Raw genomic sequence first — 22,174 nt, 5'->3', positions numbered from 1 at the left:
GTCCAGGGTCTTCTTTATGCGCAATGGATTCGGCCCTATTTTGTGCTCTAGGTTTATAGATTTACAATAGTGGCAGCGTCGGTGGCGTCCAGAAGTGGGCCGTTTGCTGTTGGTCCGCTTTTGACGTCTGTCACAGAGAAAACGGCCATTAAGTAAGCAGCAGCTTTAGACGATACGGTAGTAACTGCCGATCTGACGGCAACTCAGGTGGTATATTCACTATCGGACAGGAAAGCGCGGCCCGTTCTTCTACCGCCGAGTATCACTAGAAGCGGATTCGATGGGGCCCAACCGATCGCGTTTTCAATTGCGGGCCAGGAGCAGATAGCCCCACCCGGGCAGACGAAGCTCCCGCCCTTCTCGCAGGACTATTCGCTCGGAAGTGCCGAACCGCTCATAAGTCCCATCGGCAAGCGCGCTTGTGGGCGTGACCGTCACCGGCTTATCGCCGAAGTTGAAGAAAGCGACGACCCGGTTTTTGCCCGCCGTCCGCACCCATGCGAAGACCTGCTTGGGACGGTCGGTTTCCAACTTGTGCATGCGTGCGCCCCATTGACCGTTGGCGAGCGCCGGATTGGCCTTGCGGAAGGCAATCAGGTTCTTGAGCAGATCGCCATAGGCACAATCTTCGCCACGGCCCCAGTCGATGGGATCGCGTTCGAAGAATTCGAGCCTCTTCGCGTTGCAGGCTTCCATTCCGTTATGGATCAGCGGCAGGCCTTCGCCGGTGAAGGAAAGCACGGTCATCGCATCGAGTGCGGCCCCGTAATTCTCCTGCGTCGTGCCTTCCCACGCGTTGCTGTCGTGGTTCTCGATATAAGTCATGCGCATGGCCTGGCGCGGCCACAGGCTCTCGTTCTCGGCATAATAGCCGTAGAAGCTGGTCGCATCGCCCTTGCCTTTCGCGACGTTCTTCGACGTGTTGTGCCAGTCCCAAGCATAGGTCGCATCGAAGGCGGCGTAGTGAAAGGCGGCCTGCTGCACCTCGCCAAGCATGAAGACCGGCCTGATCGCGTCGAGCCGCGCCCGCGCGGTCTCCCAGAAATCGAGCGGGACGTAACCCGCCACGTCGGCGCGATATCCGTCGACGCCAAACTCGCGGACCCAATATTCCATGGCCCCGCCAACATGCTCGCGCACGCCGGGCTTGGACCAGTCGAGGTCGATGATGTCGGACCAGTCCCACCAGGGGGTCGGGCGGAAGTCGCCCTTCCAGTCTTTCTCGTACCAGTCGGGATGCTGCTTTGCGAGTTCGTTGTCCCAGGCGGTGTGGTTGGCGACGAGGTCGAGGATCACCTTGAAGCCCTGCGTATGTGCGGCATCGACGAAGGCGCGAAAGTCCTCCTCGGTACCCAATTCGGGGTTCACCGCGTAATAGTCCTGCACGGAATAGGGGCTGCCAAGGGTGCCCTTGCGGTGTTCCGCGCCGATCGGGTGGATCGGCATGAGCCAGAGAATATCGACGCCCAGCTCCTTGAGGCGCGGCAGTTCCTGCATGGCAGCGGCGAAGGTTCCTTCGGCTGTGAACTGGCGGGTATTGATCTGGTAGAGCACTGCGTTGCGGGCCCATTCGGGGTGCGCCAGTGTCACCTTGTCCCGGGCTTCCCAACCGGGCGGCGAGGGAGCGTCGGCACGCGCGTCTATCCCGCTTGCGAGAATGGCTAGCGCCGCAGCGGTAGCGACGAGCCTATGCATGGGATTTCTCCGAAGGGATCGCGGCTTGCACGCGCTGCATGGCCAGCGCCGCGATCAGCCAGCTCGCCGCCGCAAACAGCATGGTCCACACCGGCTCGCCCGGAAAGTACGCCTGCATGATACTACCCATGACGGTCGCAACCAGCAGCTGCGGGACAACGACGAACACGTTGAACAGGCCCATGAATATGCCCAGCTTTGCCTGCGGAAGGTTGCTGGCGAGAATGGCGTAGGGCATGGCCAGGATGCTGGCCCACGCGATGCCGATGCCCACCTCCGCCAGCAGCAATGCCCCGGCATCGCGCACGAAGAAGAACATCAGAAAGCCCGCAGCGCCAAGCGTCAGGCAAATTGAATGGGTCGTGACTTGGCCGAGGCGGCGGCTCATCGCGGGTAGAAGCGCAAGGGCGGCGATGGCGGCAACGCCGTTATAGACTGTGAAGAGCACGTTCACCCAGTTTGCGCCCTCGTTGTAGGCGAAGCTCGCGGTATCGGTGCTGCCGAAGACATATTGTGTGACGATCGGCGTGGTGTTGATCCACATGATGAAAAGCGCCGACCAGCTGAAGAATTGCACCAGCGCCAGGCGTTTCATGACTTCGGGCATCCCTGAGAAGTCGCCTACGATGTTGGAGAGCATGTTGGCGGTCCTGCCCCGCTTGGCGAGCGAGATCCCGATTGCGCTCAGAAAGCCGTAGGCAATCAGCAAGGCGCCGAGCAAAAGGACTTCTTTCTCGAGCCCGAGAGCGTCGACGGCGAGGACCGCAAGCAGACCTGCAACCACCCAGAGGGTGCTGCCGACATAACTCTTGCTGGCAAGCGCGCGGACCGGCTGCGTTGGCGGATCGACCTCTCCGCTTGCAAAGGCCGCCTGCTCGTCCGGACTGTATTCCTTCGTCGTGACGATGGTCCACATGACCGCCGAGAAGAGCGCGAGGCTGCCGCCCCAGAAGCTCAACTTAACCGTATCCGGGATACCTCCGTCCGGCGCCACGTTGCTGACGCCGGCCTGTTCGAGAAGCCAGGGGAAGATCGATCCCACCACGGCACCTGCGCCGATGAAGGCTGTCTGCACCGCATAGCCGGCGGCGTGCTGATCGGCATGCAGCATGTCTCCGACAAATGCGCGGAAGGGCTCCATCGAGATGTTGAGAGACGCATCGAGCATCCAGAGCATTGCTGCGGCGAATAACAGTGGAGCGCCGAAAGCGGGACTCAACGGCATCAGGAACAGTGCAATGGCGGACAGGATGGCCCCGGTGAGGAAATAGGGGCGGCGGCGCCCGAGGCGATTCCAGGTGCGGTCCGAAAGGTGGCCGATGATCGGCTGCACGAGCAGGCCGGTAAGCGGTGCCGCCACCCACAGTGCGGGCAGGTCGTCGATGCTCGATCCCAGCGTCTGGAAGACGCGGCTCATGTTTGAATTCTGTAGTGCGAAGCCGATCTGGATGCCGAAAAACCCGAAGCTGATATTCCACAGCCCGGCGAAATTCTGGCGCGGTTTTTCCCGCAACGCCTGCGTCATGCGAAGTCCCTCGTCCCTGGCCACGCCGGTCTTTGTGCCCGCTGCAGCATTGCTCGTGACGAACGCTGGCACGGCGCGCTGTCCGCGCCAAGTGCGTATACGAATACGCTGGCCCGCTAAGTTCTACCGCTGCTGCCGCGCACAACCAGCTTTCCAGGGAGTTTTCGCGGGGGGAGGTCGCGTCCCTCGATCTGTGCCAGCAGCGTCTCGACAAGCGCCTGCCCCGCGCCGCGAATGTCCTGCATCACCGTGGTCAACGGGGGGGTCGTGAGGCTGGCCGCGGGGATATCGTCGAAACCGACCACCGCGACGTCCTGCGGAACGCGGCGGCCGGCCTCGGCCAGAGCCCGCATTGCGCCAATGGCGATCAAGTCGCTGGCCGCGAAAATCGCATCGAATTGTGCGCCGCTGTCGAGCAGGCCTTTCGCGGCAGTCCAGCCCTCTTCTTCGGTTGTCAGCGCATCGAACTGGAGCGCCGCGTCTTTTGCGATTCCCCCGTCCTGCATTGCTTCCAGCAACCCACGGTACCGGCCGGCAAATTCCGGATAGTGGTCGTCGGCATGGCCGAGAAAAGCAATGCGCCGTCGTCCACTCTCAATCAGGTGCCGACCGGCGAGCTTGCCGGCGGTGACGTTATCCGTCCCGACCGTGACGCCGCTCGTGTCGCTCGAAACCGAACCCCAGCGCGCGAAATGCGTGCCCTGTCGGACGAGCTGCTCCATTCTTTCGCGGTATTTGGTGTAATCGCCATAGCCCAGCAGGATCAGCCCGTCGGCACGGTGGCTGTCTTGGTACTGGACGTGCCAGTCATCCTCCATGCGCTGGAACGATATCAACAGGTCTAGACCGCGGTCGGCGCAGGCCCGGGTGATCGAGCCGAGCATCGCGAGGAAGAATGGGTTGATCATGCTCTCGTCGGGAGTCGGGTCTTCGAAAAACAGCAGCGCGATCGTATTCGACCTCTGGCTACGCAATGACGAGGCGTTCTTGTCGACCGTATAATTGAGATCGCGAGCGATGGCTTCGATCCTTGCCCGGGTATTGGCGCTGACCGATTTGTCGCCGCGGAGCGCGCGGCTCACCGTGGGCTGCGATACCCCTGCGGCATAGGCGATATCGAAACTGGTCGGCCGACCCGTCGGCTTTCGACCCATCGCTCTCCTCCTCCGGGGCAGTGCTCCCATACTATTTCGCCCGCGACCATAGGTACACGGAACGGGACAGGCAACTTGAAGCGCTCGGGTCCCGCGGGGATCGGCTATTTTGGCGAGGCTATGGCAAAATTGCACCAAGCCGTGTTGCGGCGCAATCACATACGTATGCTGTCTATCGCGACTTGCCGATCCCGACATATGCCAGCGCCGTACAGGTGGTTTGCACCACGCAGGACCTGTCGAGAATTGGACTGCGGCCCAGGCAACCGAGAACGGTTCCGGGCCTTTTGGGGAGAGCTTTGAAATGGCAAATCGCAACAGATTTACCGCCACCGTCAGCATGTCGGCATTTGCCGTTTCGCTGGCCGCGATGGCGACACCGGCAGTCGCGCAGGACGTCGATCCGAACGTCGATGTCGAGGCGGAAGCGGACGCCGATGCGCAATCCGACGATGTTATCATCGTTTCCGGCTTTCGCGAGTCGCTGGCGACTTCGGTCAGCACCAAGCGCAACAGCGACCTGATCCTGGAATCGGTAACGGCAGAAGACATTGGCAAACTGCCCGACGATTCCATCGGGGAATCGATCGCCCGCCTGCCTGGCGTCACTTCGCAGCGCCTCAACGGCCGCGCAAACGTCATCGCCATTCGCGGGCTCGGCCCCGACTTCTCCCAGACGCTGCTGAACGGGCGCGAACAGACCTCGACCGGCGACAACCGGGCGGTCGAATTTGACCAATACCCTTCCGAAGTCGTCAACCAAGTCAATGTTTACAAGACACCATCGGCCAGCCTTATCGGCCAGGGCCTCGTCGGGACGATCGATGTGCGTACCATCCGTCCGCTCGAGGCAGACGAACGTATCCTAGCTGTCGGTGCGAAGGGGTCCTATGCCGATCTGGGCACGCTCAATGCCGGGTCGAAGGAATTCGGCTACCGTGTAAATGCGACCTTTGTCGACCAGTTCGCCGACGATACGCTGGGCGTGGCGCTGGCAGCCGCCTATACCGACGAGCCCTATCAACTGCAGGAATTCAACGCTTGGGGCTATGCCGGTGACGGAACGACAGGCAATCCCTTCGTGATCGGCGGTAACAAGAGCTTCGTCACCTCCACTCAACTCAAGCGCTTCGGCGTCAACGGCACGGTGCAGTTCGAAGCCAGCCCGACTTTCATGGTTACGGTCGACGGCTTCTATTCCAACTTCGACGACGATCAGTCCAAGCGCGGAATCGAACTGCCTCTGGGCTTCAACGGTGCGCCCACGAATACCACCGTGGTCGATGGCCCATTCGGCGGTTTTGCCGAGGCGGGCACGTTCGAAAACGTCGAGGGCGTGGTTCGCAATGACGTATTCCAGCGCAAGGCCGATCTTTATTCGGGCGGCATCAATCTCGACTACCAAGGCAATGACGGCTGGAATGCCTTCTTCGATTTCGGCTATTCGCGCACCGACCGTGAAGAACTCAGCATCGAAAGCTACTCGGGTACCGGTTACGGCGCCGGAGTGGGTGCGACCGATACGATCGATTTCATCTCTGGGACAGAAGGTACCAGCTTTTCACCTACGCTCGATTACAGAGATCCGAACCTGATCGTGCTGACCGATCCGCTCGGCTGGGGCGGCGACCGGATCCAGGCGGGATATTACAATGACCGTATCGTGGAAGATGAGCTGTTCCAGTATCGTCTAGGCGTGGGCAAGGAGTTGGGTGGCTTCTTCTCCAAGATCAATTTCGGCCTCGCCTATACTGATCGATCCAAGAACCTCACTCCGGACGAATTTTTCGTGTCCCCCGCAAACGGCGCGACCGAAGTGGCCATCCCGAATAGCGCGCTGCTGCGCGAGACCGACCTTGGCTATCTCGGTCTAGGCCCGATCGTCAGCTACGATGTGCGCGACCTGATCGCGGACGGCACGCTTGTGCTCGATCCCAACCCGTCGAACGACGTTCCGGCCAAGGCCTACGGCATCACCGAAAAGCTGATGACCGCATATCTGCAGCTCGATATCGAGCAGGAAATGGGCCTGGGCGTGCTGACCGGGAATGTCGGCGTGCAGGCAATCAATACCGAACAGAATTCGACCGGTGTCGCATTCGCCGATATCGATGGCGACGGCGCGGCAGACCGCGTCGATCTTTCGCTCGGCGATAATTACTGGGACGTCCTGCCCAGTGCCAACCTGTCTCTGCGCACGGATAGTGGATGGGTGTTCCGTGTGGCCGCCAGCCGCCAGATCCAGCGCCCGCAACTCGACGACCTGCGTGTCGCTATCAGCTACGGCATCAATAACAATGCGGGTGAAAGTCCGACGGGCGAAGCGCCCTTCATCAGTGGCGGCGGCGGTAATCCGCTGCTGCGCCCCTATCGTGCCAATGCTGTCGATTTGAATATAGAAAAATATTTCGCCGGGGGCGCCGGGGTGGTCGCGGCGCAGGTCTTCTACAAGGATCTGGTCAGCTATATTGACGGGTCTCGCGTGATCTTCGACTACGCACCGTTCCCGCAGCCGGCCGGGCAGACCCCGGCCACCACGATCGGTTTCCTCGATTCCGAAGTGAACACGGGCGGCGGCAATTTCTACGGCGTCGAACTGGCCGCGACGGTGCCGTTCGATGTCTTCACCGGTGCGCTCAACGGCTTCGGCGTTACCGGCGGGGCGGGCTACACGAAGACCAAGGTCGAGAATGCGAACGGCGATACCGACCAGATCCCGGGATATTCCGAATGGGTCGCCAACGGCACGCTCTATTACGATCTCAACGGCTTCAGCGCGCGCGGCAGCGTGCGGTACCGGTCCGAGTTCCTGGCCGACTTTACCGGTTTCGGAGGATCGCCGACACGCCGCCTGGCGCGAGCGGAAACCATCTTCGATGCGCAGATCGGTTACGAATTCCAGTCGGGTAGCGCGCTCGAAGGCCTTTCGCTCTACATCCAGGGCCAGAATTTGACCAATGCACCTTTCGTTTCGCAGTTTGACGTGCCCGAACCACGCGCGGTAATCGACTATCAGGAATACGGCCGCCGTTTCCTGGCCGGGTTCACGTACAAGTTCTAGTGTTTCTCCCGGAAAGGGCGGCGCGGTTCCGCGCGGCCATGCCGCCCTATCCTTTCCAAGGTTTCGCAGGCAAACGCGCCGCCACACCTTGCCGTCTCGGGAAACAGGGTTGAGCCGTGAATGACAACCGCACCTTTCGCATCCTGATCGCCGGCGGCGGGACCGCCGGCTGGATGGCGGCCGCGCTGCTGGCCCGGTTTTTGCCGCCCGACTACCGGGTCGAACTGGTCGAAAGCGAATCAATCGGCACGGTCGGCGTGGGCGAAGCGACGATCCCGCAGATCCGCCATTTCAATCAGGCGCTGGGCATCGACGAGGCCGAGTTCCTGCGCGAGACCAAAGGCAGCTTCAAGCTCGGCATCGCGTTCGATGGCTGGCGCGGTGAAGGCCATAGCTACATGCACGCGTTTGGCCCGGTCGGGCAATCGTCGGGCCTTATCGCTTTTCGCCATTACTGGCTGCGCGCCAAGGCGCTCGGCCATGCGAAGGACCTGGCGCATTATTCGCCCAACGAGATCGCCGCGCGCAATCTGCGCATGCCGGGGCCGGGCGGTGCGGACTTGCCTTACGCCTATCACTTCGACGCCTCGCTCTATGCCGCATTCCTGCGCCATTATGCCGAAACGCGGGGTGCCTTGCGCACCGAAGGTACCATCGAGCGGGTGGAACGCGACGGCGAAACCGGAGATATTGCGGCACTCGTGCTCGATGGCGACCGCCGGCTGGAAGCCGATTTCTTCATCGACTGCACCGGCTTTCGCGCGCTGCTGATCGAGGGGGCGATGGGGGCAGGGTTCGATGACTGGTCGAATCTGCTGCCCTGCGACCGCGCTCTGGCGGTGCCTTGCGCCAGCGGCGGTGATTTCACCCCCTACACCCGCGCGATAGCGCGCAAGGCCGGCTGGCAGTGGCGCATTCCGCTGCAGCACCGGATCGGAAACGGCTACGTCTTCAGTTCGCAATTCTGCAGCGAGGCCGATGCGGCCGATACGCTACTCGCCAATCTGGACGGGAGCCCCGACGGCGACCCGCGTCTGCTGAGCTTCACCACCGGTAAGCGGAGGCGGCAATGGGTAGGCAATTGCCTGGGACTGGGTCTGGCGGCGGGATTCATGGAGCCGCTCGAATCTACCAGTATCCACTTGGTGCAAAGCGCGCTTGCCCGGTTCCTGCAACTTCTGCCCGCCGGCAGGGCCACGCCGTCGACGATTGACCATTTCAATGCACAGGCCGATTTCGAATGGAGCCGCGTGCGGGATTTTCTCGTCCTCCATTACTGGGCTAACGGGCGCGAAGGCGAGCCCTTCTGGGATGCCATGCGCGCGCTTGGGCTGCCTGCCACCTTACAGTGCAAGATCGACCAGTGGCGCGATACGGGCCACATCCATCGCGAGCATGAAGAACTGTTTACCGAGGTCGCCTGGTTCCAGGTTTTCGCCGGACAGGGCGTCTCGGCCAATCACTACAATCCGCTGGCCGATGCCATGGCCGAACATGACCTCCGCGATTTTCTCGCATCGCAGGAACGCCAGCTCGAGCAGGCCGCTGCCGCGATGCCGCACCACGCAGATACGCTGGGAAGGTTGATGGCCCGTCCCGCCAAAAGGAACACTGCCGCATGATCCGTTTCGTCCTCCCGCTGCTGACGCTCGGTCTTGCGTCCATCTCGCCTGCGAAGGCTCAGGACAGTGTCGGCGTAACGAACTTTCGGGATCGCCCGCCGTCCGAAGAGATCGTCTATTTCGTGCTTCCCGACCGGTTCGAGAATGGCGATCCCTCCAACGATCGGGGTGATTTCGTGGGGGACCGTCTGAAGACGGGTTACGACCCCGAGCATAAGGGGTTCTTCCATGGGGGTGACCTGAAAGGCCTGACGCAGCGGCTCGATTATCTCGATCGACTTGGCGTAACCGCCATCTGGTTTGCGCCGATTTTCCAGAACAAGCCGGTACAGGGCCCCGAAGGCAACGAGAGTGCCGGGTATCACGGCTATTGGGTAACCGATTTCACACGGCCCGACGGCCATTTCGGCTCGCGTGCCGAGTTCAAGTCCTTCGTCGATGCCGCGCATGCGCGCGGGATGAAAGTCTACATGGACATCATCACCAACCACACCGCCGACGTGATCCGCTACGCCGAGGGTGATGCGACGGATTACGTCTATCGCAGCAAGGGCGACTTTCCCTATTCGCGGCGGGGCGGCGTGGATGGCGCGACGGTAAATCCGGGTTTCATGGGCGACGAAGACCGTAGCGCAGGCAATTTCGCCAAGCTGACGGACCCGTCCTATGCCTACACGCCGGTGGTCCCGGCGGATGAAGCGGAGAGCAAGGTTCCCGACTGGCTGAACGATCCGATCTACTACCACAACCGCGGCGACACGACCTTTGCCGGCGAGAGCAGCCGGTTCGGCGATTTCGCAGGTCTCGACGATCTGTTCACCGAGCACCCGCGCGTCGTCGAAGGGATGATCGAAATCTATGGTGACTGGATTCGCGATTTCGGGATCGACGGGTTCCGCGTCGACACCGCGCGGCATGTGAACCCGGAATTCTGGCAGGCCTTCGTTCCGGCCATGCTGAAAACCGCCGACGAAGCAGGTATTCCCAACTTCCATATCTTCGGCGAGGTCTACCGTGACACACCCGACAATGGGTATATCGCGCAATATACGCGGCGCGATGGCTTCCCGGCCGTGCTCGATTTCGCCTTCGCACAGGCGCTGCGCGAAACCGTGGGCCAGGGCAAAGGCACGCATGTTCTGACAGAAATGTTCGATGGCGACGTGCTGTATGAAGGCGGCGAAGAGGCCGCGCTCGCATTACCGACCTTCCTCGGCAATCATGACATGGGCCGTTTCTCGACCCTCGTGAAGGCGGATCGGCCCGAAATCGGGCAAGAGGAACTGCTCGCGCGGGTAAAGCTTGCGCATGCGATGCTGCTGACCCTGCGGGGCAGCCCGGTAATCTATTACGGAGACGAACAAGGCTTCGTCGGCGATGGTAACGATCAAGCCGCGCGCGAAGACATGTTCCCCTCCCGCACGACCAGCTACAACGACAATGACCTGATCGGCACCGATGCAACCACGGCGCAAAGCAATTTCGACGAAAGCCACCCCCTGTTCGGACTGATTGCGCAGTTTTCCGCCATCCGCCGCGCGAACCCGGCGCTTTCGCGCGGGAGGCAGGTTGTGCGGCATTACGATCAGGAACCGGGCATCTTCGCCGTCAGCCGCTTCGACCCGGACACGGGCGAGGAATATCTGGCAGCCTTCAACACGTCCGATGCAGAACGCAGCGCCAACATCGTCGTAGGCTACGATGCCCGCAGCTTCGACGAACTGGCCGGCACATGCCCGGCGAAGGTTTCCGCCCCGGGGAGCGTCGCGCTGACGCTGCCCGCCTTCGGCTGGGCCGTATGCCGCGTCTCGGAGGTGGCAGAATGAGCCGCGCCGACGCAGTCGAGGCCGGTGTTGCCCAGGCAACCGATCGGCCCTGGTGGAAGGGTGCGGCAATCTACCAGATCTATCCGCGCAGCTTTCAGGATTCCAACGGTGACGGGATCGGCGATCTGCCCGGTATCACACAGCGCTTGGGGCATGTCGCCTCGCTCGGCGTCGATGCCATCTGGATTTCGCCCTTCTTCACTTCCCCGATGAAGGACTTCGGCTACGATGTTGCAGACTATTGCGACGTCGATCCGATCTTCGGCACGCTGGCGGATTTCGACACGCTTATCGCTCGCGCGCATGAGCTTGGGCTCAGGGTGCTGATCGATCAGGTCTATTCGCATACATCGGACGAGCATCGGTGGTTCGTTGAAAGCCGGTCGAGCCGGACCAATCCGAAAGCGGACTGGTTCGTGTGGGCCGATGCCAAGCCCGATGGATCGCCGCCGTCCAACTGGCAGTCGGTCTTCGGTGGCCCCGCCTGGACCTGGGATGCACGGCGCGGTCAGTACTACCTGCACAATTTCCTGAATTCGCAGCCGCAGGTGAACATGCACAATCGCGAGGTGCAGGATGCCATGCTTGCCGCGATGCGGTTCTGGCTCGATCGCGGGGTCGACGGCTTCCGCATCGATGCACTGAACTTCGCGATGCACGACCCGGAATTGCGCGACAATCCGCCCGCTCCGGCAACCGACAGGCCGCGCTCGCGACCGTTCGATTTCCAGCTCAAGAAGTACAACATGTCGCATCCCGACATCCCGGCTTTCATCGCGCGGATCCGCGCGCTGACCGACGCATACGACGAAATTTTCACCGTCGCCGAAGTCGGCGGGGACGAGGCCGAGGCGGAAATGAAGGCGTTCACCCGGGGCGAGGAGCATCTCAACTCGGCCTACGGCTTCAACTTCCTCTATGCCGAAGAACTGACGCCCGGCTCGATCTGCGCCGCGCTGGCCGAATGGCCGGACGAGGAGGGTGTAGGCTGGCCGAGCTGGGCATTCGAAAACCATGATGCGCCCCGTGCCGTCAGCCGCTGGTGGAAGCCGGCCCAGCGCGCCGATGCGGCGCGGATGAAGATGATGCTCCTCGCCTGCCTGCGCGGGAACATCATCCTCTATTACGGCGAGGAACTGGGCCTGACACAGGTCGATATTCCGTTCGAACAGCTCCACGACCCAGAAGCCATTGCCAACTGGCCACTTACGCTCAGCCGTGATGGCGCACGAACACCGATGCCCTGGGATGCATCATCCGCACATTCGGGATTTACCGAGGGCGAACCCTGGCTGCCCGTCGGTAACGACAATGCTGCGCGTTCGGTCGAGATGCAGGAGGGGGACGATGCCTCGCTCCTCCACCATACCCGCGCAATGCTGAGCCTGCGGCGCGCGACCCCTGCACTGCATCACGGCGCCGTCGTGCGCTGTGAAACTGTTGGCGGCCTGTTCGTTATCGAACGCCGCGCACAAAATCAGACGGTTCGCTGCCTGTTCAATCTGGGGCCCGGGACGGCTGCGGCGCCCGGCGACCTTGCGACCGGATCTGTGCTGGCCGCCATCAACGGGGCGACTTCGGCCAACCTGCCCCCCCTCAGCGCCATGGTGATCGAATTATGAAATTCCTGCCCCTCCTCGCCTCCCTTGCCATGATGTTTGGCGCACCTGCGCTGGCCGAAGAAGTCGTGGCTTCGCCCGATGGCACCATCACCGTCACGGTCGATGTCAACGGCGAGGGCCGGCCTTTCTACCGCATCGACAAGGGAGGCAACGCCGTCTTCACGGAAAGCCGGCTCGGTTTCCTGCTGACCGATCAGGACAAGCTCGAACGGCGCCTCGCCATTACCGGCGCGACGCGGGCAAGCCATGACGAAACATGGGAGCAGCCGTGGGGCGAGCAACGCTTCGTTCGCGATCATCACAACGAACTGACCGTCCGGTTCGAGGAGGAGAGCGACGAAAAGCGGCGTTTCGGCGTGACCTTCCGCGTGTTCGACGATGCAGTCGCCTTTCGCTATGTCTTCGACGACCGGAGCATGGGTGACACACTGCGGGTCGCCGATGAGCTGACCGAATTCAATCTCGCGCAGGACGGCACTGCCTGGTGGATTCCCGGTGGCGAGTGGAACCGCTACGAATATCTCTACGAAGAAACGCCGATCGACGCAGTGTCGATGGCGCACACGCCGATCACCTTCCGCATGGACGATGGCACGCATGTTGCCATTCACGAGGCTGCGCTGGTCGATTTCGCAGGGATGTGGATCAAGCGCACCACCGGGACCAATTTCCGTGCAACATTGGCGCCCACGGGCTCAGGCGCGGCACGTGCCGAGCGCGACCTGCCGTTTGCAACGCCATGGCGTACGATCCGCGTCACCGACGATGCCGCGGGCCTTGCCGAGAGCCTCGTGGAGCTCAACCTCAACGAGCCGAACAGGCTCGGTGATGTCAGCTGGTTCAAACCGCACAAATATGTCGGCGTATGGTGGTCGCTCCACCTCGAGGAGGAAACCTGGGGTTCGGGCCCGAAGCACGGTGCCACCACCGAGAACGTGAAGCGCTACATCGACTTCGCTGCGGAAAACGGGTTCAAGGGCGTGCTGGTCGAAGGCTGGAATATCGGATGGGACGGAAACTGGTTCTTCAACGGCAGCGAATTCAGTTTCACCGAAAGCTATCCCGATTACGACTTTGAGGAACTTGCCCGCTATGCTGCCGAGAAGGGCGTGCCAATCGTGGGCCATCACGAGACCAGCGGCGATGTCGGCAATTACGAAAGCCAGCTCGAAGCCGGGCTCGACCTGATGGCCGCACGCGGGGTGAAGACCATCAAGTCCGGCTACGTCACCGACGCCTGCAACCTGCGCTACGTGCATCCCGATGGGCGCGAGACGCGCGAATGCACCGAAAGCCAGGTGATGCAGCGCCACCACCTGAAGGTCGTGACCGAAGCGGCGAAGCGCAAAATTGCGATGAATCCGCACGAGCCGGTCAAGGATACCGGGCTGCGGCGCACCTATCCCAACTGGGTCAGCCGCGAGGGCGCGCGGGGCATGGAATTCAATGCTTGGAGCGTTCCTGCGAACGGTCCGGACCATATTCCGACCATGGTTTTCACGCGCTTGCTGTCAGGCCCGATGGATTACACGCCGGGAATCCTCAGCCTGGAGGGCCGCGGCCAACCCCTGCAGATGACCATGGCGCGCGCCCTGGCCGAATATGTTCTGGTCTACTCCCCGATCCAGATGGTCGCCGATCTGCCCGAGCACTATGCCGAGCACAAGGATGCCTTCCAGTTCATCAAGGACGTCCCGGCCGACTGGGCCCAAAGCTGCATCCTCGAAGGCGAGGTGGGCGACTACGTCGTTACCGCACGCAAGGACCGCAACAGCGCGGAGTGGTATATCGGTGGCGGCACCGATGCGAGCGAGCGCTCGGTTTCGCTGGCGCTCGATTTCCTCGATCCGGGCAAGTCCTATCGCGCCGAGATCTATCGTGATGCGGCAACGGCGCATTTCGAAGGACCCACCCGCTTCGATATCGTCATCGAGCAACGCGACCTGACCGCGACCGATCGCCTCGACCTGCGCATGGCTCCCGGTGGCGGTTTTGCCGTGCGGCTGGTACCGATCGAGGGGTGACAGAGAGCAAACCTCCACGCGTGGTAGTGCTGGGTGGGGGCAGCGCGGGCTGGATGACCGCCTGCCTGCTGCACCACCGCTGGCATTCGCGCGGCGGACAAGTCACCGTCGTCGAAAGTCCCGAAATCGGGATAATCGGTGTCGGAGAGGGATCGACCCCGCAGCTGAAAGCTTTCTTCGACCATCTAAGCATCGACGAAGCCGACTGGATGGCCGCGTGCGATGCCACCTACAAGCTGGGCATCCGCTTTACCGGCTGGAGCGAGCGGGCGGGTTTCGAGAGCTATTTTCACCCCTTTCCGGGGCGCGTCGACCTGCATACCGAACCGGGTTTCGTAGATAATTGCGCGCTTCGCCGGCGGGGTTTCGATGTGCCTGCCCATCCCGACGACTGGTTTCTCGCCGAGGTCCTGGCGGAAGAACACAGGGGCCCGCACCCGCGGGGCAATTTCCCCTTCACGCCAAGTTACGGTTACCACTTCGATGCGCACAAGCTGGGGCAGTTCCTGCGCGACTGGGCGACCGAACGCGGCGTATTGCACCGGCCCCTCAAGGTGACCGATGTGGAACAGGGCGCCCAGACCGAGATCGCCGCGCTCCTCTGCGAGGACGGGACACGGATCGAGGGCGACATCTTCGTCGATTGCTCCGGCTTCCGCTCGGTCCTCGCGCAACAGACGCTGGGTGCGCAGTTCATTCGGTTCGGCGAGAACCTGTTCAACGATCGCGCGGTGGTTCTGCCCTCTAGGCATAGTGCCCGCCTCAAGCCGCAAACCGACAGTATCGCCATGCGCGCCGGATGGCGATGGTCGATCCCGCTGACGACGCGGGTCGGCAATGGCTACGTCTATTCATCGAAATACGTATCCGACGAAGACGCCGAAGCGGAATTGCGCGAAGCGATCGGGATGCAGGACGAAGGCGAAGCGCGTATTCTGGAGATGCGGGTTGGTCGGATCGCCGAGACCTGGACCGGCAATTGTCTCGCTGCCGGCCTGTCGCAAGGCTTCATCGAGCCACTCGAGGCGACCGCGTTGCACATCGTCATCGCCACTGCGCTCGATTTTGCCGATGCCTACGAGAAAGGCGGCTACGGGTCAGCGCATCGCGATATGTTCAACCAGCGCATCGCTGCCAAGTACGAAGGGATCCGCGACTACATCGTCGCGCACTACCGGCTCAACCAGCGCAACGACACGCAATACTGGCGCGACAACGCGGCCAACGACGCGCTGTCGGAGAATCTGAAAGGCATGATTACCGCCTGGTTCACTCACGAGGACCTGCGCGAGGTCAACCTGCGCCAACACGATGGTAACCCGCACTATGCCAGCATGAGCTGGCACGCGCTGTTCGCCGGTTACGGCACCTTCCCGCCCGAAGCGAAGATGGTGCCAACTCCCCCCGGGCTGGTGACGGCAGAGATAGATCATACGCGTAGAACGCTCTCCGCGTGTGCAACCAATTTTTTGAGGTATGCTCCCCTGTCAGACTAACCAGCCGACCAAGGCTGAAGCCGCTTTTTGGTCCGCTAGATATGCGAAACGCCAATTCTGTATAACTGCTTGCGGGACTCTTGGATAGTTCCTGATACGGTCGAAATGAGGGCGCAAAGCTGCCGTTATGAGGGTAGGGACACCAGGATTTCCCAATAATTACAGTGCCCATCATATTCATGTCGGGTGCGCCACGTGCCAAGCCGTGCATGCTGATTACCATTTTGGTGAATGTGGTACCGGCAGGCTCAACGCATTCGACACCACCCTTGCCTCACCGGATTAGGAACCGTAGCGCGTCCTCCGCCTTTACAGGTGGCGGTTGTGAACTCTACCGCTTGGCGGAAGAGCGAAAAAAGGGGCGTTTGGCATGCTGGTGCGCGGATTGTTTGCAGACAAGGGCCTGGAGAGAAATCTAGGCTTCTGGATACCGCTCGCTCTTACAGTTGCTCTCGCTCTTCTGGGTGCGTTGATTTCCAAGGGGTTTTACTGGGGCTTTGTCGTTGTTGTCCCCCTGTTGCTCATAGCGCTGTGGGATATGGTCCAGACCAGCCATTCGCTGAGGCGAAACTATCCGCTGAGCGCCCGTTTCCGCTGGCTATTCGAAGATCTCCGCCCCTTTCTGCGTAGTTACATCGTCGAAGGCCCGCTGGATGGCCGCCCGTTCGACCGCGTCGCCCGGTCGCTCGTTTATGCACGTGCGAAGCATCAGGAGGATGCCCATCCCTTCGGGACCGAACTGGACGTGTACTCGGAAGAATACGAGGCGCTGTGCCATTCGATCAATCCGAACCCCAAAGCGCCAAAGCGGACGCGGGTTACGGTAGGGACCGAACAGTGCAGCAAGCCGTATGATGCGGCCCGTCTCAACATCAGCGCGATGAGCTTCGGCGCGCTTGGCAACCACGCGATCGAGGCGCTCAACATGGGCGCGAAGATTGGCGACTTCTATCACGATACCGGCGAAGGCGGGTTGTCACCCTATCACCTCAAACATGGCGGCGACATCGTTTGGGAATTGGGTTCCGGCTATTTCGGTGCCCGCAGCGACGACGGTAATTTCGATCCGGAAAGCTTCCGCGACAAGGCACAGCACGATCAGGTGAAGATGACCGAGATCAAGTTGAGCCAGGGAGCCAAGCCTGGCCATGGCGGATTGCTGCCAGCTGCCAAGGTTACGGAGGAGATCGCCAAGACACGCCAGGTGCCGGCCAATGAGGATTGCCTGTCACCTCCTGGTCATTCGGCATTTTCGACACCGAGGGAAATGCTCGAATTCGCAGCAAAAATGCGCGAGCTTTCCGGCGGCAAGCCAGTCGGCATCAAGCTTTGTGTCGGCATGCCCCACGAGGTCTTCGCCATTTGCAAGGCGATGCTCGACAGCGGTATTTATATCGACTTCATCGTCGTGGATGGCGGGGGTGGCGGGACCGGGGCGGCGCCCCTCGAGCTGTCCGACCACGTGGGGCTGCCACTGCGTATCGGGCTCCATTACGTCAACAATGCGCTGATCGGCACTGGCCTCAAAGACAAGATCAAGCTGGCTGCATCGGAAAAAGTGTTTTCCGGTTCCGCCATTGCCATGAACGCAGCGCTGGGCGCCAACTGGTGCAATGCGGCGCGGGCTTTCATGTTTTCGCTCGGCTGCGTCCAGTCGCTGCGGTGCCATACCGGGACCTGCCCAACTGGCGTTGCAACAAGTTCGCCGGCACGCCAGCGGGGCCTCGTCATTCCGGAAAAGGCGCAGCGCGTAGCCAACTTCCAGTCGAAGACGCTCGACAGCCTGCACGATATCGTTGTTGCCTGCGGCCTGGAATCGCCGGACGAATTCACGCCGCAGCACTTGCGTCAATGGAAGAACAATGCCGAGATGATCCCGTGGTCGCAGATCGTGCATGAGGTTGAGCCAGGCAAGCTGTTACATGAGCCGGAAGATACCGCTTTCGCTGAATATTGGCGGATGGCCGATCCCGATACGTTCAAACCGGTCGCATGATATTTCCCTTGTCGTCGAACTCTCCCTCGCCGACCCCGACCGCATCGCCGTCGCCCAATGACGGCGAGGCGTCGTGGCACTGGCTGACCGATCTGACGCACTATCTTGATCCGACCCACCTGTGGGGCGCGGTTGGGCTCGGTATCGTGTTCATTGCCATCGGCATGATGTTAAGCTGGATCGTGCGCCGAACGCTCAAGACGGTCATCGATCATGATCCGAACGAGCGGATCGACCGGATGACAGTCAGCTTCATCCAGCACCTCGGAACCTTCATCATGTGGATCGTTCTCGCGCTGATCTTTTCGCATGTCGTTCCGTCTCTCAACAAGGTGACGACTTCGCTACTGGCAGGCGTCAGTATCGTTTCGGTTGTCGTCGGGTTTGCTGCGCAATCGACGCTGGGCAACCTCGTGTCCGGAATCAGTCTCGTTATCTACAAGCCCTTCAGACGGGGCGACCGCCTGCAGCTGACCACGCCTACCGGGGTAGAGACTGGTATAGTGGAGGACCTGTCGCTCGGTTACACCGTGCTGCGAACCTTCGACAATCGGCGGATCGTATTGTCGAACGGAACGATCGCCAACCAGATCATGATCAACCTGTCTTCCGTCGATCCTCGGGTGATGCTCTCACCGACGATTTCCATCGGTTACGATTCCGATATCGAGAGGGCGCGGGCGATCGTGCTGGAACTGGCGCAGGGGCATGACGATGTCGTCGAGGTTGTGGGATGCCCCGTGGTCAATCTCGGCGGATCCAGCGTGGACCTGTCCCTGCGGGCCTGGTGTGCCGATTCCTCTACAGCCAAAGCGGTTGAATATGACCTGCTGGAACAGATCAAGAAGCGCTTTGACGAGGTGGGTATAGAAATTCCCTATGCTTATCAGAATGTCATTGTGAGCGGCGCGATCTCACCACGAGCAGAGGGCGAAAGCGCGTCGCCTTCCGGTGGCCCGATAAAACGATAAGCCTGTTTGGAATAAGCGTCACTTGGCGCGAATGTCCACGATCGACGAATTGGAGAGGTATCGATGTGTGAACTGTTTGCGATGAGTGCATCTGTACCGCACACGGTCTGCTACGAACTTGATCTCTTCGCGGCCGAAGGTGGCGAGAAGCATCGCAATCGCGATGGATGGGGTATCCTCTTTGCCCAGGACCGCGATGCCTACCTGTTCCGCGAGCCCAACCCTGCCGCCACCAGCGAATTGTCGCGGATGGTCGTTCGCCAGGAGAGGCCTTCCAAGCATTTGATGGCACACGTGCGCAGAGCGTCGTCGGGAAAGCCCGCATTGGCCAATACGCATCCGTTCGATCGAGTTGTGGAGGGCAAGCGGCATGCCTTTGCGCATAATGGAGATTTGCCGGGCATCGAGGAGCTTGAAGAAGCTCGCGGATGGGTCCCTCACCGCATTGGCGACACGGATTCCGAATTGGCGTTCCTCATGCTTCTCGAGCGGTTGCGCACGGCAGGCTCGATCACAGCGGAGGCGCGGTTTGACGTATTTGCGCGCTTTGCGTCGGAAATGCGCGAACTGGGAAGCTCCAACTTCCTATTTTTCGATGGCGAACATCTGTTCGTTCATGCGGACCGACGCCGCTTCGAAACAGAGCACGGATTGACCGACCCGCGCGAGCCTGGCCTGAACGTTCGCTTTTTCGACGATAAAAACCTTGGTGACAGCTGGAATGCCACGGGGGCGAAGATCGACGAAATATCGGGCCCCCTCTACCTTTTCGCATCGGTGCCCCTGGATTCCCAAGGTTGGGAACCTCTGCAACGTGGAACAGCTATTATTCTGAAGGACGGGAAGATCGTTTCGCAGCGTGTGAGCTGAAGTCGCGCGCGTAAAGCGACCCGGACAGCCAATCTTCCGAGGGAATGAATATGTCGAAAAATGTGGCGCAGATCGTGGTGGACGCTCTGGAGAAAGCAGGTGCGAAGCGGGTTTACGGCATTCCTGGCGATACGATCAATCATTTCACCACCGCGGTGGCCAAGAGCGATCTACGCTGGATCGGTGTCCGTCATGAGGAAGCCGGCGCTTTTGCCGCTGGCGGGGAATCCTACATGACAGGAGAGCTGTCGGTTTGCGCCGGCACATGCGGTCCTGGCTCGCTACATTTCGTCAACGGCATTTATGAAAGCCATCGCAACGGGGCGCCGGTCGTGCTGATCGCATCGGACGTTGCGCGTACCGAAAGCGGCTTTAACTTCCCGCAGGAAGTCGACCAGAAGAAGATCTACGAGCAGCATTCGCATTTTTGCGAATATATCTCTCATCCTTCGCAGGCGCGCCGCATCGTCACCAAGGCGGCGCAGGCTGCGCTCACGAAAAAGGGTGTGGCTGTCGTAATCGTCAATGGCGACATGTTTACCGAAACCGATGATGATGCAATGGATTGGCAGGTCCACCGCCCGCATCCCGTTTGCCGCCCGAATGATTCCGAAATGGCCGAACTGGCTGCGCTGGTGGATGGCGCGGCCAAGGTATCCGTCTATGCCGGGATCGGCGCGCGCGATGCACGCAAGGAAATCATCGCCTTCTGTAAAAAGGTGAAAGCGCCCATGGTGCACACGACGCGGGCGAAAGAATTCCTCGAACCCGACAACCCGTACAATGTCGGCGTAAACGGCATTCTCGGTAACAAGGCGGGCGTGGAAGCGTTGGAAGATGCGGATCTTGTGATCACGCTCGGCTGCGACTTTGCCTATACTCAGTACTATCCAGACCCCAAAAAGATCGCCCAGATCGATATCGATCCCACGCATCTTGGGCGAAGATCCGCCATCCATCTCGGCCTTGTCGGAGACGCGAAGACGACTATGGCGGCACTAGTGCCGCTGGTTGCGGAAAAATCTGATGCGAGCCATCTGGAAGCGCATCTCACACAGTGGCACGAAGACCTGCAAGGTTACGAAAAGGAAGGCGAGGAAAGCGATCCTTCTCTGATCCATCCACAATTCGTGGCCAACATGCTCGACGAGAAGGCGGCAGACGACGCGATCATCGTTTCGGATGCAGGCACGTCGATGGTCTGGATGCTGCGGCATGTGAGGGCCAACGGCAAGAGACGCTTTCTCAACACGCTGCTCCACGGCACGATGGCAAGCGGCATGCCGCAGGCGATGGGCGCCAAACTCGCCTATCCCGACCGTCAGGTCATCGCGATGTGCGGTGACGGCAGCTTGACCATGCTGATGGGCGATCTGCTAACCCTTGTGCAGGAAGACGTCGCCCTGAAGCTTCTGGTGTTTCACAACAATTCCTTCGGCTTCGTCGAAATGGAACAGCGTGTCGAAGGATTGGTCGATCATTTTACCGGCCTACACAATCCCGACTTCGCCAAATTGGCCGAAGCCTGCGGATTTGCTGGGTGGCACGTCGAGACGGCGGACGCCCTAGCGCCAGCGATGGACGCATGGCTGCGCCACGATGGGCCAGCCCTGCTGGATGTGAAGGTCAACCAGATGGAACTGGTCATGCCGCCAAAAATCGAAGCCTCGCAGGTCGCCGGAACGGCCCTGTTCGGGGTTAAGGCTGTACTTGACGGCAGGGCGCGGGAAGTGGTCGATCTGCTCAGGAACAATTTCTTGCGATGAACGCCCCAGCCGCTAACTTGGCGGCGACATTTAACGCGAGCATGCCTCGCACAGGACGGGAAAAACAATGATCCGCAACGTGAAATACTCGATACTTGCCCTGCCGCTGGTTTTTGCTCTCTCAGCTTGTGGCAGCCCACAGGCACAGCAGGAAGAGCAGACCGAAGCGTCGACGCTGGACCAACCGGGTTTTGAAGATAGGTCGGCAACTTCGTCAGAAGCGCAATCCGAAGCGCTAACGCTTGCTCAACGCCTTGCGTCCGACAATCTGGACAGGGTCCAGGCAGCTGTTGCCCTGGAAGACCTTGATCGTCTGATCAACGACAACATCGTCGAATTTCCTGAAGATATGCGTGCAGGGCTGACCGAAGATGTTCAGTCGGCCCGTTCCGCTCTTGAAAGCGACGACATGGGCGGCGTGCAGGACGCGGCAAGCTCTATACAGAACAGGCTTTCTACAGCGAGCTGAGTACGAACATCGGATGCTAGCGTGGACGTGACGCATCGATAGTCAGCCTGGGTCAGACCTCCCGGCTGCTGAATACA

The 22,174-nt window shown here is 60.8% G+C and carries 14 protein-coding genes; 11 read left to right on the top strand and 3 right to left on the bottom strand.

Annotation, left to right across the window (positions count from 1 at the left end; genetic code table 11):
• Positions 1-303 precede the first annotated feature (303 nt).
• The 3 genes from ACIGGE_RS03560 to ACIGGE_RS03550 all read right to left on the bottom strand — a co-directional run bounded on the left by ACIGGE_RS03560 (position 304) and on the right by ACIGGE_RS03550 (position 4,374).
• Positions 304-1,695 carry an alpha-amylase family glycosyl hydrolase gene (locus ACIGGE_RS03560; protein ID WP_397489465.1) on the bottom strand — a complete coding sequence of 464 codons (1,392 nt, stop codon included), beginning with the start codon at positions 1,693-1,695 and terminating at the stop codon, positions 304-306.
• A complete protein-coding gene (locus ACIGGE_RS03555; RefSeq protein ID WP_397489924.1) occupies positions 1,688-3,220 on the bottom strand; it encodes an MFS transporter in 1,533 nt (510 codons plus the stop codon). Before ACIGGE_RS03555 ends, ACIGGE_RS03560 begins: the two co-directional genes overlap by 8 nt.
• 116 nt (positions 3,221-3,336) lie before the next feature.
• The gene (locus tag ACIGGE_RS03550; RefSeq protein WP_103023861.1) at positions 3,337-4,374 is read right to left on the bottom strand and encodes a LacI family DNA-binding transcriptional regulator; all 1,038 of its coding nucleotides are present in this window, start codon (positions 4,372-4,374) and stop codon (positions 3,337-3,339) included.
• Positions 4,375-4,678: 304 nt separating this feature from the next.
• Here ACIGGE_RS03550 and ACIGGE_RS03545 point away from each other — a divergent pair, with 304 nt between their 5' ends.
• From ACIGGE_RS03545 to ACIGGE_RS03495, 11 genes are all read left to right on the top strand, one after another.
• Positions 4,679-7,435 carry a TonB-dependent receptor gene (locus ACIGGE_RS03545; RefSeq protein WP_397489464.1) on the top strand — a complete coding sequence of 919 codons (2,757 nt, stop codon included), beginning with the start codon at positions 4,679-4,681 and terminating at the stop codon, positions 7,433-7,435.
• A 116-nt stretch (positions 7,436-7,551) separates the two neighbouring features.
• Positions 7,552-9,057 carry a tryptophan halogenase family protein gene (locus ACIGGE_RS03540; RefSeq protein WP_397489463.1) on the top strand — a complete coding sequence of 502 codons (1,506 nt, stop codon included), beginning with the start codon at positions 7,552-7,554 and terminating at the stop codon, positions 9,055-9,057.
• Entirely contained in the window at positions 9,054-10,883 is a 1,830-nt protein-coding gene (locus ACIGGE_RS03535; protein ID WP_196846416.1) for an alpha-amylase family glycosyl hydrolase, read from the top strand. The genes ACIGGE_RS03540 and ACIGGE_RS03535 overlap by 4 nt, the downstream gene beginning before the upstream one ends.
• Positions 10,880-12,505: an alpha-amylase family glycosyl hydrolase gene (locus ACIGGE_RS03530; protein ID WP_397489462.1), complete on the top strand. Its 1,626-nt coding sequence runs from the start codon at positions 10,880-10,882 to the stop codon at positions 12,503-12,505. The genes ACIGGE_RS03535 and ACIGGE_RS03530 overlap by 4 nt, the downstream gene beginning before the upstream one ends.
• Positions 12,502-14,529, top strand: coding sequence for a glycoside hydrolase family 97 protein (locus tag ACIGGE_RS03525; protein ID WP_397489461.1), 2,028 nt, complete (start codon positions 12,502-12,504; stop codon positions 14,527-14,529). Before ACIGGE_RS03530 ends, ACIGGE_RS03525 begins: the two co-directional genes overlap by 4 nt.
• The gene (locus ACIGGE_RS03520) at positions 14,526-16,025 is read left to right on the top strand and encodes a tryptophan halogenase family protein (RefSeq protein WP_397489460.1); all 1,500 of its coding nucleotides are present in this window, start codon (positions 14,526-14,528) and stop codon (positions 16,023-16,025) included. The genes ACIGGE_RS03525 and ACIGGE_RS03520 overlap by 4 nt, the downstream gene beginning before the upstream one ends.
• Before the next feature lie 370 nt (positions 16,026-16,395).
• On the top strand, positions 16,396-18,021 hold the full coding sequence (locus ACIGGE_RS03515) for an FMN-binding glutamate synthase family protein (protein ID WP_397489459.1): 1,626 nt from the start codon (positions 16,396-16,398) through the stop codon (positions 18,019-18,021).
• Entirely contained in the window at positions 18,018-18,992 is a 975-nt protein-coding gene (locus tag ACIGGE_RS03510) for a mechanosensitive ion channel family protein (RefSeq protein WP_397489458.1), read from the top strand. Before ACIGGE_RS03515 ends, ACIGGE_RS03510 begins: the two co-directional genes overlap by 4 nt.
• Before the next feature lie 63 nt (positions 18,993-19,055).
• Complete coding sequence (locus ACIGGE_RS03505; protein WP_397489457.1) at positions 19,056-19,862, top strand: class II glutamine amidotransferase; 807 nt, start codon at positions 19,056-19,058, stop codon at positions 19,860-19,862.
• Between the two features lie 50 nt (positions 19,863-19,912).
• The gene (locus tag ACIGGE_RS03500) at positions 19,913-21,628 is read left to right on the top strand and encodes a thiamine pyrophosphate-dependent enzyme (protein ID WP_397489456.1); all 1,716 of its coding nucleotides are present in this window, start codon (positions 19,913-19,915) and stop codon (positions 21,626-21,628) included.
• A 67-nt stretch (positions 21,629-21,695) separates the two neighbouring features.
• On the top strand, positions 21,696-22,097 hold the full coding sequence (locus tag ACIGGE_RS03495) for a hypothetical protein (RefSeq protein WP_397489455.1): 402 nt from the start codon (positions 21,696-21,698) through the stop codon (positions 22,095-22,097).
• The last annotated feature ends 77 nt before the right edge of the window (positions 22,098-22,174 follow it).

The organism is Qipengyuania sp. NPDC077410, assembly GCF_044543405.1.
Classification (GTDB): domain Bacteria; phylum Pseudomonadota; class Alphaproteobacteria; order Sphingomonadales; family Sphingomonadaceae; genus Qipengyuania; species Qipengyuania pacifica.
This window is presented reverse-complemented; position numbering and strand designations above follow the sequence as displayed.

Coding starts and splice junctions, on each gene's coding strand:
- ACIGGE_RS03550 (WP_103023861.1), bottom strand. CDS start 4,374: ATGGGTCGAAAGCCGACGGGTCGGCCGACCAGTTTCGATATCGCCTAT.
- ACIGGE_RS03525 (WP_397489461.1), top strand. CDS start 12,502: ATGAAATTCCTGCCCCTCCTCGCCTCCCTTGCCATGATGTTTGGCGCA.
- ACIGGE_RS03535 (WP_196846416.1), top strand. CDS start 9,054: ATGATCCGTTTCGTCCTCCCGCTGCTGACGCTCGGTCTTGCGTCCATC.
- ACIGGE_RS03495 (WP_397489455.1), top strand. CDS start 21,696: ATGATCCGCAACGTGAAATACTCGATACTTGCCCTGCCGCTGGTTTTT.
- ACIGGE_RS03560 (WP_397489465.1), bottom strand. CDS start 1,695: ATGCATAGGCTCGTCGCTACCGCTGCGGCGCTAGCCATTCTCGCAAGC.
- ACIGGE_RS03500 (WP_397489456.1), top strand. CDS start 19,913: ATGTCGAAAAATGTGGCGCAGATCGTGGTGGACGCTCTGGAGAAAGCA.
- ACIGGE_RS03555 (WP_397489924.1), bottom strand. CDS start 3,220: ATGACGCAGGCGTTGCGGGAAAAACCGCGCCAGAATTTCGCCGGGCTG.
- ACIGGE_RS03505 (WP_397489457.1), top strand. CDS start 19,056: ATGTGTGAACTGTTTGCGATGAGTGCATCTGTACCGCACACGGTCTGC.
- ACIGGE_RS03545 (WP_397489464.1), top strand. CDS start 4,679: ATGGCAAATCGCAACAGATTTACCGCCACCGTCAGCATGTCGGCATTT.
- ACIGGE_RS03530 (WP_397489462.1), top strand. CDS start 10,880: ATGAGCCGCGCCGACGCAGTCGAGGCCGGTGTTGCCCAGGCAACCGAT.
- ACIGGE_RS03510 (WP_397489458.1), top strand. CDS start 18,018: ATGATATTTCCCTTGTCGTCGAACTCTCCCTCGCCGACCCCGACCGCA.
- ACIGGE_RS03515 (WP_397489459.1), top strand. CDS start 16,396: ATGCTGGTGCGCGGATTGTTTGCAGACAAGGGCCTGGAGAGAAATCTA.